Annotated in this window: 12 protein-coding genes; 3 read left to right on the top strand and 9 right to left on the bottom strand. The window is 70.5% G+C overall.

What is annotated here, in order from left to right:
* Positions 1 to 2: 2 nt before the first annotated feature.
* The 9 genes from nirD to ENE75_RS21205 form a co-directional block, all read right to left on the bottom strand.
* Entirely contained in the window at positions 3 to 353 is a 351-nt protein-coding gene (gene nirD / locus ENE75_RS21245) for a nitrite reductase small subunit NirD (protein WP_128200442.1), read from the bottom strand.
* Positions 353 to 2,806 carry a nitrite reductase large subunit NirB gene (nirB, locus tag ENE75_RS21240; RefSeq protein ID WP_128200440.1) on the bottom strand — a complete coding sequence of 818 codons (2,454 nt, stop codon included), beginning with the start codon at positions 2,804 to 2,806 and terminating at the stop codon, positions 353 to 355. The genes nirD and nirB overlap by 1 nt, the downstream gene beginning before the upstream one ends.
* A gap of 10 nt (positions 2,807 to 2,816) precedes the next feature.
* Complete coding sequence (locus ENE75_RS25760) at positions 2,817 to 4,640, bottom strand: ABC transporter ATP-binding protein (RefSeq protein ID WP_128200438.1); 1,824 nt, start codon at positions 4,638 to 4,640, stop codon at positions 2,817 to 2,819.
* A gap of 16 nt (positions 4,641 to 4,656) precedes the next feature.
* Positions 4,657 to 5,598, bottom strand: a complete 942-nt coding sequence (locus tag ENE75_RS21230; RefSeq protein ID WP_128200436.1) for an ABC transporter permease — start codon at positions 5,596 to 5,598, stop codon at positions 4,657 to 4,659.
* A 13-nt stretch (positions 5,599 to 5,611) separates the two neighbouring features.
* The gene (locus tag ENE75_RS21225; RefSeq protein ID WP_128200434.1) at positions 5,612 to 6,988 is read right to left on the bottom strand and encodes a CmpA/NrtA family ABC transporter substrate-binding protein; all 1,377 of its coding nucleotides are present in this window, start codon (positions 6,986 to 6,988) and stop codon (positions 5,612 to 5,614) included.
* A 39-nt stretch (positions 6,989 to 7,027) separates the two neighbouring features.
* A complete protein-coding gene (locus ENE75_RS21220; RefSeq protein WP_128200432.1) occupies positions 7,028 to 8,152 on the bottom strand; it encodes a CmpA/NrtA family ABC transporter substrate-binding protein in 1,125 nt (374 codons plus the stop codon).
* A 257-nt stretch (positions 8,153 to 8,409) separates the two neighbouring features.
* Entirely contained in the window at positions 8,410 to 9,024 is a 615-nt protein-coding gene (locus tag ENE75_RS21215) for an ANTAR domain-containing response regulator (RefSeq protein WP_199232382.1), read from the bottom strand.
* A gap of 68 nt (positions 9,025 to 9,092) precedes the next feature.
* Positions 9,093 to 9,629, bottom strand: coding sequence for a peptide deformylase (def, locus tag ENE75_RS21210; protein ID WP_128200430.1), 537 nt, complete (start codon positions 9,627 to 9,629; stop codon positions 9,093 to 9,095).
* Positions 9,630 to 9,649: 20 nt separating this feature from the next.
* Complete coding sequence (locus ENE75_RS21205) at positions 9,650 to 10,897, bottom strand: anion transporter (RefSeq protein WP_128200428.1); 1,248 nt, start codon at positions 10,895 to 10,897, stop codon at positions 9,650 to 9,652.
* Between the two features lie 75 nt (positions 10,898 to 10,972).
* Here ENE75_RS21205 and ENE75_RS21200 point away from each other — a divergent pair, with 75 nt between their 5' ends.
* Genes ENE75_RS21200 through ENE75_RS21190 form a run of 3 tightly spaced genes read left to right on the top strand, consistent with a single transcriptional unit; the run spans position 10,973 to position 14,277 of the window.
* Positions 10,973 to 11,848: a DMT family transporter gene (locus ENE75_RS21200; RefSeq protein WP_158289037.1), complete on the top strand. Its 876-nt coding sequence runs from the start codon at positions 10,973 to 10,975 to the stop codon at positions 11,846 to 11,848.
* A 54-nt stretch (positions 11,849 to 11,902) separates the two neighbouring features.
* Positions 11,903 to 12,775, top strand: a complete 873-nt coding sequence (locus ENE75_RS21195) for a Tll0287-like and HAMP domain-containing protein (RefSeq protein WP_128200425.1) — start codon at positions 11,903 to 11,905, stop codon at positions 12,773 to 12,775.
* Between the two features lie 32 nt (positions 12,776 to 12,807).
* The gene (locus ENE75_RS21190; protein ID WP_128200423.1) at positions 12,808 to 14,277 is read left to right on the top strand and encodes a serine/threonine-protein kinase; all 1,470 of its coding nucleotides are present in this window, start codon (positions 12,808 to 12,810) and stop codon (positions 14,275 to 14,277) included.
* Position 14,278 lies beyond the last annotated feature (1 nt).

Raw genomic sequence — 14,278 nt, 5'->3', positions numbered from 1 at the left:
CCTCAGGCCGTGACCGGATCGACGGCGCGCGTTGCCAGCTCGGCGGCGTCCAGGTGCACGACGCCCGCCTCCACCTTCACCGCAAAGCGCGCGGCGCAGCCCACGTCCGGCGCCCGCGCCTCGCCGCTGCCGAGCTCGATGGTCCAGTTGTGCAGCGGGCAGGCCACGCTGTGGCCGAACACGATGCCCTGCGATAGTGGCCCGCCCTTGTGCGGGCAACGGTCCAGCAGGGCAAAGACATGGTCGTCGTCGGCGCGGAACACGGCCACCTCGGCGCCGCGTTCGCGCGCCACGCGGCGGGCGCCGAGCACGGGGATCTCGTCGACGCGGCAGATCGCCATCCAGTCGGCCATCACGCGGCCTCCACGGGTTGCTGAGCAGACAGCGTGTCGAACTGCCGCAGGTCCACCTGTGCCTGGGCGTGCTCGAACCAGGGGTCGGGCTCACCGTCGAGGCTGAACTGCAGGCGCTCCCACAGCGCGCGGCGGCTGGCGGCGTCGTCCAGCACCGCCTTCTTGCAGTGGTCAAGCCCCACACGGGCCACGTAGTGGCAGGTGCGCTCCAGGTACCAGCCCTCCTCGCGGTAGAGCTGCAGGAAGGCGCCGCTGACCTCCAGCACCTCTTCGGCCGTCTTCACCTTGCAGAAGAACTGGGCGACCTCGGTCTTGATGCCGCCGTTGCCGGCCACGTAGATCTCCCAGCCGCTGTCCACGCCGATCACGCCCACGTCCTTGATGCCGGACTCGGCGCAGTTGCGCGGGCAGCCACTGACGGCCAGCTTGACCTTGTGCGGCGCGTACATGCGCCACAGTGCCCGCTCGAGGTCCTTGCCCATCTGAGTGCTGTCCTGGGTGCCGAAGCGGCACCACTCGCTGCCCACGCAGGTCTTCACCGTGCGCAGCGCCTTGGCGTAGGCATGGCCGCTGGGCATGCCGATGTCGCGCCAGACACCGGGCAGGTCTTCCTTCCTCACGCCCAGCAGGTCGATGCGCTGGCCACCGGTGACCTTGACCGTGGGGATCCTGTACTTGTCCACCGCGTCGGCGATGCGGCGCAGCTCATCGGCCGTGGTCTCGCCGCCCCACATGCGCGGGATCACGCTGTAGGTGCCGTCCTTCTGGATGTTGGCGTGGCTGCGTTCGTTGATGAAGCGGCTCTGCGGGTCGTCCTTCGCTTCCTTGGGCCAGGTGCTGATCAGGTAGTAGTTGATGGCCGGGCGACAGGTGGCGCAGCCGTTGGGTGTGCGCCAGGCCAGCGCGGCGTAGACCTCGGGGATGCTGGTCAGGTGCTGTTGGCGGATCGCGTCGCGCACGTCCTGGTGGCCGTGGTCGGTGCAGCCGCACAGGGCCTTCTTCGACGGTGCGGCGCTGTAGTCGCCGCCGGCGGTGAGCATGAGGATCTGCTCGACCAGCCCGGTGCAGCTGCCGCAGCTGCCGCTGGCCTTGGTGTGCCGGCGCACCTCGTCCAGCGTGAACAGGCCCTTGTCCTGGATGGCCTTGCAGATGGTGCCCTTGGTGACGCCGTTGCAGCCGCAGACCTCGTCGGCATCGGCCATGGCCGCGGCCTTGTTCTGGCCCTGGTGGCCGGTGTCGCCGAGGTTGCTCTCGCCGAACATCAGGTGGTCGCGGATGTCGGCGATCGAGCGCCCTTCGCGGATCAGCTTGAAATACCAGCTGCCGTCCACCGTGTCGCCGTAGAGGCAGGCGCCGACCAGCTTGTCGTCCTTCACCACCAGCTTCTTGTAGACGCCGCCGACGGGGTCGGACAGCAGGATCTGCTCGGTGCCCTCCCCGCCCATGAAGTTACCGGCCGAGAACAGGTCGATGCCGGTGACCTTGAGCTTGGTCGAGACCTGGCTGCCGGTGTAGCGGCCGATGCCCATCTGCGCCAGGTGGTTGGCGCAGACCTTGGCCTGCTCGAACAGCGGCGCCACCAGGCCATACGCCACCCCGCGGTGGGCGGCGCACTCGCCCACGGCGTAGATGCGCGGGTCGGTCACGGTCTGCAGCGTGTCGGTGACAACGATGCCGCGGTCGCAGTGCAGGCCGATGGTCTGCGCCAGCGCGGTGTTCGGGCGGATGCCGGCGGCCATGACGACCAGTTCGGCCGGGATCTCGGTGCCGTCCTTGAAGCGGACCGCCTTGACCCGGCCGTCCTCCCCGCCCAGCAGGCCCTCGGTCTGCGCGCCGATCATGAACTTCAGCCCGCGCTGCTCCAGCGACGCCTGCAGCAGCTTGCCTGCCGTCTCGTCCAGCTGGCGCTCCATCAGCCACGGCATGATGTGCACCACGGTGACGTCCATGCCACGCTTGGCCAGGCCGTTGGCCGCTTCCAGCCCGAGCAGGCCGCCACCGATGACCACAGCGTGCCGGTGCCTGACGGCCGCGTCGATCATCGCCTGCGTGTCGGCGATGTCGCGGTAGCCGATCACGCCGCCCAGGTCGGTGCCCGGAACGGGCAGGATGAAGGGGTTGGAGCCGGTGGCGATCAGCAGGCGGTCGTAGGGAAAGGCGTGGCCGGCGTCGGTGTGCACCACGCGGGCGCGTCGATCCACGCCGGTGACCCACTGACCGATGTGCAGCGCGATGCCGTGCTCCGCATACCACTCGCGCGGGTTCAGCACGATCTGGTCCAGCGTCTGCTCGCCGGCCAGCACCGGCGACAACAGGATGCGGTTGTAGTTGGGGTGCGGCTCGGCGCCGATGATGGTGATCTCGTAGAGGTCGGGCTGCAGCTTGAGCAGTTCCTCCACCGTGCGCACGCCGGCCATGCCGTTGCCGACGACGACCAGTTTCATCTTCTGCATGGCAGGGCTCTCAGTGCTGGTGTCCGCAGGACGCGAGGAAGCCGATCAGCTCCTCGCGCAGCTCGTAGTAGCGCGGGTGGGCGAGCAGCGCCTCGCGGCTGCGTGGGCGCTCCAGCGGCACGGCCATGACCTGGCCGATCTTCGCGCGCGGGCCGTTGGTCATCATCACCACGCGGTCGGCCAGCAGGATGGCCTCGTCCACGTCGTGCGTGACCATGATGGCGGTGACGCGGTTCTTCGCCCACACGTCCATCAGCACTTCCTGCAGCTCCCAGCGCGTCAGCGCATCCAGCATGCCGAAGGGCTCGTCCAGCAGCAGCAGCTTGGGCTGCAGCGCGAAGGCGCGCGCAATGCCCACGCGCTGCTTCATGCCGTTGGAGAGCTCGCTGGCCTTCTTGTGCATCGCGTCGGCCAGGCCCACGCGCTGCAGGTGGTGGGCCACGGCATCGCGCCGCTCGGCCGCGGGCACGTGCGGGAACACGCGCGCCACACCCAGCATCACGTTGTCGAAGGCGGTCAGCCAGGGCACGAGGCTGGGGCTCTGGAAGACCAGGCCACGGTCGGGGCCGGCGTCCCTGACCTCCCGGCCGCCGAGCACGATCACGCCCTCGGTCACGTCGGTCAGGCCGGCGATCATCGACAGCACCGTGCTCTTGCCGCAGCCGCTGTGGCCGATCAGCGAGACGAACTCGCCCTTGGCCATGCGCAGGTCGAAGCCGTCGACCACGGTCTGCGGGCCGGCCGGCGTGGGGTAGACCTTGATGACCCGGGAGAAGTCGACGAAGCGCTCATCGCCGATGCGCGCGGTGGCATCCGGCCGGGCCAGCGGCGACGGCTCGGGCGTCAACGCCTCGGCGTCGATGCGCTCGGCCAGCGCCGCGTGCTTCAGGCCCAGCAGGCGGGCCATCGACGGCGTCGCCTTGGGCACCGCCACGTCGGCCGGCGTCATGGATGGCAGGCTGATCACCTGCCCGCCTCCGGCGCCCTGACGGGCGTGCGCCATGTCCAGCAGCGTCTGCGTGACTTCCGCGCGCAGCGCCTGGAAGCGGCGATCGTGGTTCATCGCGCCGCGGTCACGCGGCCGCGGCAGGTCCACGGTGAAGGCCGGGGCAAGCGTGGCCCCGCGGCCACCGGGCTCCGGCAGCGTCAGCGGGATCACGCGGTCGGCCATCATCAGCGCCTCGTCCACGTCGTTGGTGATCAGCAGCACCGTCTTGCGGTTGGCCGGATCGGCGCCCCAGATGCGGGTGATCTCGTCCTGCAGCTGCGCGCGGGTCAGCGCGTCGAGCGCCGACAGCGGTTCGTCCAGCAGCAGCACGTCGGGGTCGGTGGCCAGCGCGCGCGCCACACTCACGCGCTGGCGCATGCCGCCGGAGAGCTGTGCCGGCTTCTTGTCGATCGCCGCCGACAGGCCGACCAGCTTGACGTAGTGCTTCACCTGCGCCGCGCGTTCGGCCGCCGACGCGCCGGCCATCACGCGGTCCACGGCCAGCGCCACGTTCTCGCCGACCGTCAGCCACGGCATCGGCGAGTAGCTCTGGAACACGATGCCGCGGTCCGGACCGGGCCCGGTGATCGGCCGCCCGGCCTTGAGCACCTCGCCCCGGTCGGCGGCGGCCAGGCCGGCCAGCAGGTTGACCAGCGTGGTCTTGCCGCTGCCGGAGAAGCCCACCACGGCGACGAACTCGCCGCGCGCGATGGACAGGTTCACGTCCTGCAGCACGGTGTGCGCCGCGTAGGACTTCCACGCACCGCGCAGTTCCAGCGCCGACGGCGCGGGCACGGCGGCCAGGGTCGGGCCGCTGTCGGCCCGGGGCTTGAGCACGGCACTCATCGCGGGGGCTCCCATCTCAGCGGCGCGAGGCCAGGGTCTGCAGGCCCTGCATCGCCCGGTCCAGCCCGAAGCCGATCAGGCCGATGGTGAACACCGCCACCATGATGCGGCCCAGCGAATCGCTGCTGCCGTTCTGGAACTCGTCCCAGACGAACTTGCCCAGGCCCGGGTTCTGAGCCAGCATCTCCGCGGCGATCAGCACCATCCAGCCCACGCCCAGGCTCAGGCGCATGCCGGTGAAGATGAAGGGCAGCGCCGAGGGCAGGATGATCTTGCGCACCCGCGTGGCCAGCGGCAGCTGCAGCACGCGGCCGACGTTGACCAGGTCCTTGTCGACGCTGGTCACGCCCACGGCGGTGTTGATCAGCGTCGGCCACAGTGAGCACAGCGTGACGGTGATGGCCGAGATCAGGAAACTCTTCTCGAACATCGGCGTGCCGGTGGTCACGTACAGGGCGCTGACCACCAGGGTGACGATCGGCAGCCACGCCAGCGGCGACACCGGCCGGAAGATCTGCACTAGCGGGTTGATGGCCGCCTGCACCAGCTTGGACGCGCCGGCCGCGATGCCCAGCGGCACCGCCACCACCGTGCCCAGCAGGAAGCCGGTGAACACGGTCAGCAGGCTGGTGACGATCTGGTCCAGGTAGGTGGCCTTGCCGGTGTACTTGAAGTTGCGCGGCTCGTAGCTCGGGTCCTCGGCCAGGCGCTCGGCGTTGCGCTTGTCCTGTCGCTCGTAGAACGCCACGGCACGGTCGCGCTCGTCCAGGTGCGCCTGCCACAGGCCCCAGGCCTGCTCGGCCACCTGCACCGGGCCCGGGATGGCGCCCAAGCTGGTCTGGATGCGCGGCGCCACGCCGGCCCACAGGGCCAGGAACAGCAGCACCGCCATCACCGGCACGCCCAGGCCCTGCCACAGCGCCTTCGGGTCCGCCCATTGCTTCAACACGGCTTGCATGGCGGGCTCCCCCTCAGACCTTGTCCGCGGCCTTCAGGCCGATCTTGAACTTGTTGAGGTAGTCATTGGGCTTGCGGCCGTCGTAGACCACGCCGTCGATGAACCCGTCCTGCACACCCTTGTAGCCGTCGGTCGTGGGGAAGTCGGTGGCCTTGGCCTTGCCTTCGGCGATCAGCGCCTGCGCTGCCTTCAGGTAGATCGCAGGCTGGTAGACCTTCTTCGCCGTGTCGTGGTACCAGGCGTCGGGCTTGCTCTCGCCGATCTGGCCCCAGCGGCGCATCTGCGTCAGGTACCAGATGGCGTCGCTGTAGAAGGGGTAGGTGGCGAAATTGCGGAAGAAGACGTTGAAGTCCGGCGCCGGCCGCTTGTCGCCCTTCTCGAACTCGAAGGTGCCGGTCATGCTGTTGGCGATCACGGCCTCGTCGGCACCCACGTAGGCCGGCCTGGAGAGGATCTTCACCGCCTCGATGCGGTTCTTCATGCTGGCGTCCAGCCACATGCACGCGCGGATCATGGCCTTGACCACGGCCACGTGCGTGTTGGGGTTGGCGTCGCTCCAGCCGCGGGTGACGCCGAAGACCTTCTCCGGGTTGTTCTTCCAGATCTGGTGGTCGGTGACCACCGGCACGCCGATGCCCTTGAACACGGCCTGCTGGTTCCAGGGCTCGCCCACGCAGTAGCCGTGGATGGTGCCGGCCTCCATCGTCGCGGGCATCTGCGGCGGCGGCGTCACGCTCAGCAGCACGTCGGCCTTCTGCGTACCGGTGACGTCGCTCTCGGTGTAGTAGCCGGGGTTCAGGCCGCCGGCGGCCAGCCAGTAGCGCAGCTCGTAGTTGTGCGTGCTGACCGGGAAGACCATGCCCATCTTGAAGGGCTTGCCCTGGCTCTTCCACACGTCCACCACCTTCTTCAGCGCGTCGGCCTTGATCGGGTGCACCGGCTTGCCACCTTCCATCGGCAGGTGCGGCTTCATCGCCGCCCACACGGCGTTGCTGACGGTGATGGCGTTGCCGTTGAGGTCCATGCTGAAGGCGGTGATCACGTCGGCCTTGGTGCCGAAACCGATGCTCGCGCCCAGCGGCTGGCCGGCCAGCATGTGCGCGCCATCGAGCTGGCCGTCGATCACGCGGTCGAGCAACACCTTCCAGTTGGCCTGTGCCTCCAGCGTGACGTTCAGGCCCTCGTCCTCGAAGTAGCCCTTCTCGTAGGCGATGACCAGCGGCGCGCAGTCGGTCAGCTTGATGAAGCCGAACTTGAGCTGCTCCTTCTCCGGGCGCGCCTTCTGGGCGCGGGCCAGGGGCCAGGCCGCGGTGCCGGCCAGCGCGGCGGCGCCCGCCAGCAGGCGACGGCGACGGGTGTCGGTGCGGGGGGTCTTCGAGGTCGAGGTCATGTCGCTCTCCTGCATCAAGAAAGGGGGGGTTCGGGGATCTCAGGCCGCTTCGATGGACTGCGGCTGGCGGATGGCAAAGCTGTCGGCATAGGCGCGCGGGTCGCGGCCGTCCCAGGTCAGGCCGTCGATCAGGCGGCTGCTGCGCAATTCGCCTTCGGGCAATGGCACGCCGACACCAGCCGCGGCATCCCGGTACAGCGCCACGCGCTGCACGCGGCGGGCGATGGCCTCGTATTCCGGGTGGTCAGCCAGCAGGCCCCAGCGCTTGTGCTGGGTCATGAACCATATGCCATCGGACAACCAGGGGTAGTTCACGGCGCCGTCGGCGTGGAAGCGCATCGGCAGCGGCTCACCTTCACCCAGCAGACTGCCGGCGATGGCGTCGCGCCGCGCCGCCAGCCAGGCGTCGCCCGCGAGGATCTCGGCGGCGGCCAGGCGGTTGGCCTCGCTGGCCTCGAGCCACCGGCTGGCCTCCAGCACGGCGCGCACGACGGCTACCGCGGTGTCCGGCTGGGCGTCGGCCCAGGCGGCACGGCCGGCCAGCACCTTGTCCGGGTGCTCCGGCCAGATCGCCGACGACGACAGCAGCGGCACCGACACGTCCTCCAGCAGGCCGATGCGGTTCCAGGGCGCGCCCACGGAGACGCCGTCGACCTGGCCGCTGCGCATGGCCTCCACCATCTGCGCCGGCGGCAGCACCACGCTGCGGATGTCGCGCATCGGGTGCACACCGGCCGAGGCCAGCGCGTAGTACAGCCACATCGCGTGCGTGCCGGTCGGAAAAGTCTGCGCGAAGACATGCGTGCGCGGCGCGGCGCGCAGGCGGGCGGCCAGCGTGTTCAGGTCGGCCACGCCCTGCCCGGTCAGGCGCCGGCTGAGGCTGATGCCCTGGCCATTGCGGTTGAGCGTCATCAGCACCGCCATCGACTCGCGCGGGCCGCCGATGCCCAGCTGCACGCCGAAGACCATGCCGTACAGGGCCTGGGCCAGGTCCAGCGCGCCGCCGAGCAGCTTGTCGCGCAGGCCGGCCCAGCTGGACTCGCGCGAGAGCAGCAGCTGCACGCCGTGCCGGCGGTCGAAGCCGAGCACCGAGGCCATCACCAGTGGCGCGCTGTCCACCAGCGGCATGAAGCCGACGCGGACGGGGCTCGGGGTCAGGGTCATGAAGGCTCCGCAGAACGGCCAAAAAAAGAAGGCGCCCGACCGCCGAACCCCATCGGGGGTCGACCGTCGGACGCCTTTGTCCGGTGCGGGTGACACGCCGTTGTGCTGCCCGCGCCGTATGCGTTGCACGACGCGTGCCAGGCCGGATTCCCGGGTTCAGCGGGGTTGTCGCACCTTCCCGCAGCGTGGATCGCCGGCCGCCGACCTCGGGCGCATCAGGATGGTGCGGCGCAACATCCTTGGCGGTGCACGGCAGGTCAGCCGGGCGGCGCCAGCAGGTCGGCCGCCGCGATCACCTGGTCGGCCACCTGCTCGAGCTTGCTGCCCCGGTCCATGGCCAGTTTGCGCAGCAGCTTGTAGGCCTCGTCCTCGCCGATGCCGCGTGTGCGCATCAGGATGCCCTTGGCGCGCTCCACCTGCTTGCGCGCGCCCAGCGCCGCCTGCGCTTCCAGCAGCTGGCGCCGCAGCAGTGCCTCCTGCTCGAAGCGGGCGATGGCCACGCGCAGCACCGGCGCGATGCGGCGCGCCTGCAGCCCGGCCACCACGTAGGCACTGACCCCGGCGGCCATCGCGCGGCGCATCGGGTCGTCGGCCTCGTCCTCGGCAAACACGACCACCGGCCGCGGCAATTGCGCCGACAGTGTGGCCAGGTGCTCCAGCGTGTCGCGGCTGGGGCTGTCTGCATCGACGATCACGACGTCGGGCCGCAGCCGGAGCACGGCGTCGTGCAGGGCCACGGCGGAATCGACCACCCCCACCACCACGTGCCCCTGTTGCGCCAGTTCGTCCTGGATCTGGCCGACACGGTGGGCGCCGTCGTCGACGAGCAGGACCCGCAGTGCGGCGGGCTCGGCGGAGTTGGGCAGGGTCACGGATGCTGCAGTGCAAAAAACATGCCCCTGCCCTGGCACCGAAGTGCCGGAGCCTGCCTGGTCCCGGTTCAGTCGTCGCTGTTCGGGTCCAGTTCCGGGAACAGCACGCTGGTGAAGCCCAGCTTCGTCAGGTCGGTCATGCGCGTGGGGTACAGCCGGCCGATCAGGTGGTCGCACTCGTGCTGCACCACGCGCGCATGGAAGCCCTCGGCTTCCCGCTCGATGCGCTGCCCGGTCACGTCAAACCCGGCGTAGCGGATGCGCGCATGGCGCGGCACGACGCCGCGCAGGCCGGGCACCGACAGGCAGCCTTCCCAACCGTCCTCCATCGCGGCGTCCAGTGGCGTGATCACCGGGTTCAGCAGCACCGTCTTGGGCACCGCCGGGGCGTCCGGGTAGCGCGCGTTGCGCTCGAAGCCGAAGATCACCAGCTGCAGGTCCACGCCGATCTGCGGCGCCGCCAGGCCGGCACCATTGGCCGCCGCCATGGTGTCGAACATGTCGGCCACCAGGGCATGCAGTCCGGCGGTGTCGAAGGTGGTGACGGGGGGCGCCACACGCAGCAGGCGCGGGTCACCCATCTTCAGGATCTCTCGAACGGCCATGGGCGGGTTTTCCTTTTCAATCAGAAGCTGAGCCAGACGGCGGCGATCGCCAGCGTGGCCAGGGTCACCGGCACGCCCGTGCGCGCGTGCCGCCACCAGTCGATGTGCACGCCCTGCCGGCGCGCCGCATCGACGACGATGATGTTGGCGATCGAACCGACGATCAGAAGGTTGCCCGCCAGCGTGCTCACGAGCGCCAGTGTCAGCCCGGCGGCATGCGGCGACTGGCCTTCGACCACCGGCAGCAGCAGCATCACCGCCGGCACGTTGGACACGAGGTTCGACAGCAGCAGCGTGACGCCGAACAGCGGGCCGGGCTCGCCCAGGTGCAGGCCCTGGGCCTGCAGCCAGGCCACCGTCTGCGCCGTGACACCGGTGTGGGCCAGCGCGTGGTTGACCACGAACAGGCCGATGAAGAGGACCAGCAGTTCCCAGTCGATCAGGCCCATGACCTGGCTGGAATGGAAACGCTGACTGAGTAGCAGCACGCCGGCGCCCAACAGCGCCGCCACGTCGCGCGGCCAGTCGGTGGCGAGGAACACCAGCACCAGCGCCGCCACCACGATCAGGCCCTTGGCCGTCTGCCAGCGGTCGAACGGGGGCGCTTCGTCATCGCCAGGCGCCGGCAGCGACCTTGGCACCGGCCGTGCCGACCGGTGCAGCATCACCCACAGCAGGCCAAGGCTGGCAGCCACCGGCCATGCCGTGTCACGCAGGAAGGCGGTGAAGTCGAGCGCCAGCACCTCGCCGATCAGCATGTTCTGCGGGTTGCCGATCAGCGTGGCGGCCGAACCGATATTGCTGGCGCAGGCCAGCGCCAGCAGGAAGGGCACCGGGTCGAGGCGGCGGCCCAGGCACGCATGCACCAGCACTGGCGCCATGGCCAGGCAGACGATGTCGTTGGAGAACACCGCCGACAGCGCACCGGCCGCCACGATCACCACCCCCAGCAGCATCGGCGGTGCCAGCGGCAGCGCGACGATGCGCCGGGTCAGCGCGGCGTAGAAGCCACCGAGTCGCATCTGCGCCGAAATGACCATGAAGCTGAACAGCAGCAGGATCGTCGGCAGGTGCACGCTGGCAGCCGCCTGCTCGAGGCTCAGTTCGCCGACGGCCACGATGGCGATGGCGCCCAGCAGGGCGACGCCGGTGCGGTCCAGCCGCAGCCTGGGCAGGCCGCCAAGCAGCATGCCCAGGTAGACCACGCCGAAGATGGCCACCACGGCCAGCGTCCGCGCGTCGGACGGGAGCAGCGGTGCAGCGGGCATGACCGCATTATCCCGGCGACCCCGGCACCGTCCGTCGCTGTGCGCGGCGTGTCGCACAGCCATACTCGCCCTGCTGTGAACACCACCATCCCGCCCCGCGCCGTCGTCCTGCTGCTCGTGCTCACCCTGGTCTGGGGCACGAACTGGCCACTCTTCCCGCTGGCGACGCGCGAGGTCTCGGTCTGGACCTTCCGCGCTGTGGCGGTGGCGGTGGCCGGTGCGGCGCTGCTGGCGGTGGCGGCGGCCCGCGGGCAGTCGCTGCGCATCCCGGCAGCACACTGGGGCACGGTGGTGGCGGCCACGCTGACCTACCTGGTGGTGTGGAACGTGGCCAGCACCTATGCGGCCATCTGGATCCCGTCGGGCCAGGCCGCGATCCTCGGCTTCACGATGCCGCTGTGGGCCGCGCTGCTGGGTTGGGCGGTGTTCGGCCAGCGGCTGCCGGCCCGGCTGCTGTGGGCGCTGGCCCTCGGTGCGGCGGCGGTCGGCCTGCTGATGTGGCGCGGCCTGAACGCCTACACGCAGGCGCCGGCCGGCTTTGCCCTCGGTCTGCTGGCCGGCGTGGGCTGGGCCGTGGGTACGCTGATCCTCAAGCGCCGGCCCGTGCCGGTGCCGGCCCTGGTGCTCACCGGCTGGCAGCTGCTGCTGGCCGCGCTGCCCATCGGAATCGGCGCCCTGCTGCTGGGTGACGGCCCCTGGTTCTGGCCCTCGGCGGGCAGCGTGGCCGTCATCGCCTGGATCGCGCTGGTGCCCATGGCGATCGGCAACGCGGCCTGGTTCTCCATCGTGGGCATGCTGCCGGCGCAGCTGGCGGGGCTGTCGTCCATTGGCGTGCCGATGGTGGCCATGGTGGCTGGCGCCCTCGTGCACGGTGAACCGCTGGGACCGCTGCAATGGGCTGCGATGGCCTCCAGCGCGGCAGCGCTGTGGCTTTGCTTCCGGCAGCGCTGACCGGCCGGTACCATCGCCCCTGAACCAGAAGACCCCGGGGGAGGCGCCGTCGCCATGAAGCTGCTGTTCAAGTTCAACCTGATCTACGCGCTGGTGATGGCCCTGGGCGTGGCCGTCAGCGGCTGGATCAGCCGCGGTTTCCTGCAGCAGCAGGCGGTGGACGAGGTGCTCAACAACGCCCGGCTGATGATGGAGCAGGCGCTGGCCGTGCGCGCCTACACCTCAGGCCAGATCACCCCGCTGCTGGCGCCGCACATGGAGTCGGAATTCCTGCCGCAGTCGGTGCCCAGCTTCTCGGCCACCGAAGTGCTGGGCAAGCTGCGCACCAACCACCCGGAGTTCGGCTACAAGGAAGCCACGCTCAACCCCACCAACCCGCGTGACCGGGCCAATGGCTGGGAGGTAGACATCGTGCAGGCCTTCCGCAACGAGGCCGAGTTGAAGGAGCACGTGGGCCAGCGTGACACGCCCACCGGCCGTTCGCTTTACGTGGCCCGGCCGCTGCGCATCAGCGACGCCGCCTGTCTGCGCTGCCACAGCAGTGTGGAGGCGGCGCCGCGCAGCATGGTGGCCAAGTACGGCCCGGCCAACGGCTTCGGCTGGCAGATGAACGAGGTGGTGGGCGCGCAGATCGTCTCGGTGCCGATGGACGTGCCGCTTCAGCGGGCCGACAACTCGTTCCGGCTCTTCGTCGGTTCGCTGATCGGCGTCTTCCTGGTGCTGGGCGTGGTGCTCAACCTGATGATCTGGTGGGTGGTCGTGCGTCCGGTCACGCGCCTGTCGGCCCTGGCCGACCGTGTCAGCCAAGGCGAGCTCGACGCACCTGAATTCACCACCGGCAGCCGCGACGAGATCGGCACCCTGGCCCAGTCCTTCTCGCGAATGCGCACCAGCGTCGTGCAGGCGATGAAGATGCTCGAAACCTGAACGGCCGAGCGCTGCCTCGCACGCCGCCTCCGATGGACCACCCCGAACGCCTCGGCAAGTACCGCATCACCGGCGTGCTCGGCGAGGGCGCGATGGGCGTGGTCTACCGCGGCTTCGACCCCGACATCCGGCGTCTGGTGGCGCTGAAGACCATCCGCCGCCAGCCGGGCGATGCCGGCGGCAGCGCCTTCGAGAGCGCCGCGCGCTTCCGCAACGAGGCCCAGGCCGCGGGGCGGCTGCAGCACCCGGGCATCGTCTCCGTCTACGACTTCGGCGACGACGGCCGTGTGGCCTACATCGCGATGGAGTTCGTCGACGGGCGCACGCTGGCGTATTTCCTGGGCTCGCGCCTGCGGCTGGGCGATGCCGACATCGCCAGCATCGCCGGCCAGGTGCTCGACGCCCTGGCCCACGCCCACGAGCACGGCGTCTGGCACCGCGACGTGAAGCCGTCGAACGTGATGATCACGCCGCAGGGCCGGGCCAAGATCGCCGACTTCGGCATCGCCCGCTTCGAGAATTCCGGCCTGACGATGGCGCAGACGGTGCTGGGCACCCCGATGTACATGGCGCCGGAACAGTTCACCGGCCGCGTCATCGACCACCGCGTGGACCTCTACGCCGCCGGCGTGCTGCTGTACCAGCTGGCTGCCGGCCGGCCGCCTTTCGTCGGCTCGCCCGAGGTGTTGAGCTACAAGGTGGTGCACGAGGTGCCGCCGCCGCCCTCCAGCCTGGAAGGCGCGCGCTCGGCACGCTTCGACGCCGTGCTGGCGCGCGCGCTGGCCAAGGACCCGGCGCAGCGCTTCATCAACGCGGCGGCTTTCCGCGACGCCCTGGCCGACGCACTGGGCCACGCGATCCCGGGCGCCGTGTCGCCCGGCGCGCTGCCGGCGCTGGGTGATGCCTACGCGCCCACCGAGCGCATCCCCACCGGTGTGCAGGCGGCGCCGCCCCCCACCGGTTCCGGCCTGACCGGCACCGGGCTGACCGGCGAACCGCCCACCCACTTCGAGCCGGAGCAGATTGCCGCGGTGGAAGCCGCGCTGGCGCGCCACGTGGGTCCGCTGGCCAAGGTGATGGTGCGCCGCACGGCGCGCCAGTGCCCGGACGTGCCGTCGCTGGTGGCGGCGCTGGCCGCGCAGATCACCAGCGCCGCGGCGCGCGAGGCCTTCCTGGGCAGCCCGGTGGCGCGCGGGCCGGGCACCGGTGGCAGCCTGGGCATGCGCGGCTCGACGGGATCGGCGGCTGGCGGCCAGCGCACCGGCAGCATCGGCACCGCGATGACGCCGCCCATCGGCCTGGGCACGCTGCCGGTCAGCGACGCCTGGCTGGCGCAGGCGCGCCAGCTGCTGGTGACCCATGTGGGGCCGATTGCCGGCGTCATGGTGAAGCGCGCCGCCGAGCGCACCCGCGACCGCACGGCACTGATCCGGGACTTCGCGGCCGCCGTGCCGGAGGCACAGCGCGCGGCGCTGGTGGCGGAACTGGAGAAGCTCGGCTAGG

It is taken from the genome of Rubrivivax albus, assembly GCF_004016515.1.
Taxonomy (GTDB): Bacteria; Pseudomonadota; Gammaproteobacteria; order Burkholderiales; family Burkholderiaceae_C; genus Rubrivivax; species Rubrivivax albus.
Note: the sequence above shows the minus strand (reverse complement) of the source record. Positions and strands in the feature narration are given on the sequence as shown.

What these genes read in the sequence shown, in the direction of transcription:
- ENE75_RS21230 (WP_128200436.1), bottom strand. Translation starts at nt 5,598, where the DNA reads ATGCAAGCCGTGTTGAAGCAATGGGCGGACCCGAAGGCGCTGTGGCAG.
- ENE75_RS25760 (WP_128200438.1), bottom strand. Translation starts at nt 4,640, where the DNA reads ATGAGTGCCGTGCTCAAGCCCCGGGCCGACAGCGGCCCGACCCTGGCC.
- ENE75_RS21220 (WP_128200432.1), bottom strand. Translation starts at nt 8,152, where the DNA reads ATGACCCTGACCCCGAGCCCCGTCCGCGTCGGCTTCATGCCGCTGGTG.
- nirD (WP_128200442.1), bottom strand. Translation starts at nt 353, where the DNA reads ATGGCCGACTGGATGGCGATCTGCCGCGTCGACGAGATCCCCGTGCTC.
- ENE75_RS21225 (WP_128200434.1), bottom strand. Translation starts at nt 6,988, where the DNA reads ATGACCTCGACCTCGAAGACCCCCCGCACCGACACCCGTCGCCGTCGC.
- def (WP_128200430.1), bottom strand. Translation starts at nt 9,629, where the DNA reads ATGGCCGTTCGAGAGATCCTGAAGATGGGTGACCCGCGCCTGCTGCGT.
- ENE75_RS21195 (WP_128200425.1), top strand. Translation starts at nt 11,903, where the DNA reads ATGAAGCTGCTGTTCAAGTTCAACCTGATCTACGCGCTGGTGATGGCC.
- ENE75_RS21190 (WP_128200423.1), top strand. Translation starts at nt 12,808, where the DNA reads ATGGACCACCCCGAACGCCTCGGCAAGTACCGCATCACCGGCGTGCTC.
- ENE75_RS21205 (WP_128200428.1), bottom strand. Translation starts at nt 10,897, where the DNA reads ATGCCCGCTGCACCGCTGCTCCCGTCCGACGCGCGGACGCTGGCCGTG.
- nirB (WP_128200440.1), bottom strand. Translation starts at nt 2,806, where the DNA reads ATGCAGAAGATGAAACTGGTCGTCGTCGGCAACGGCATGGCCGGCGTG.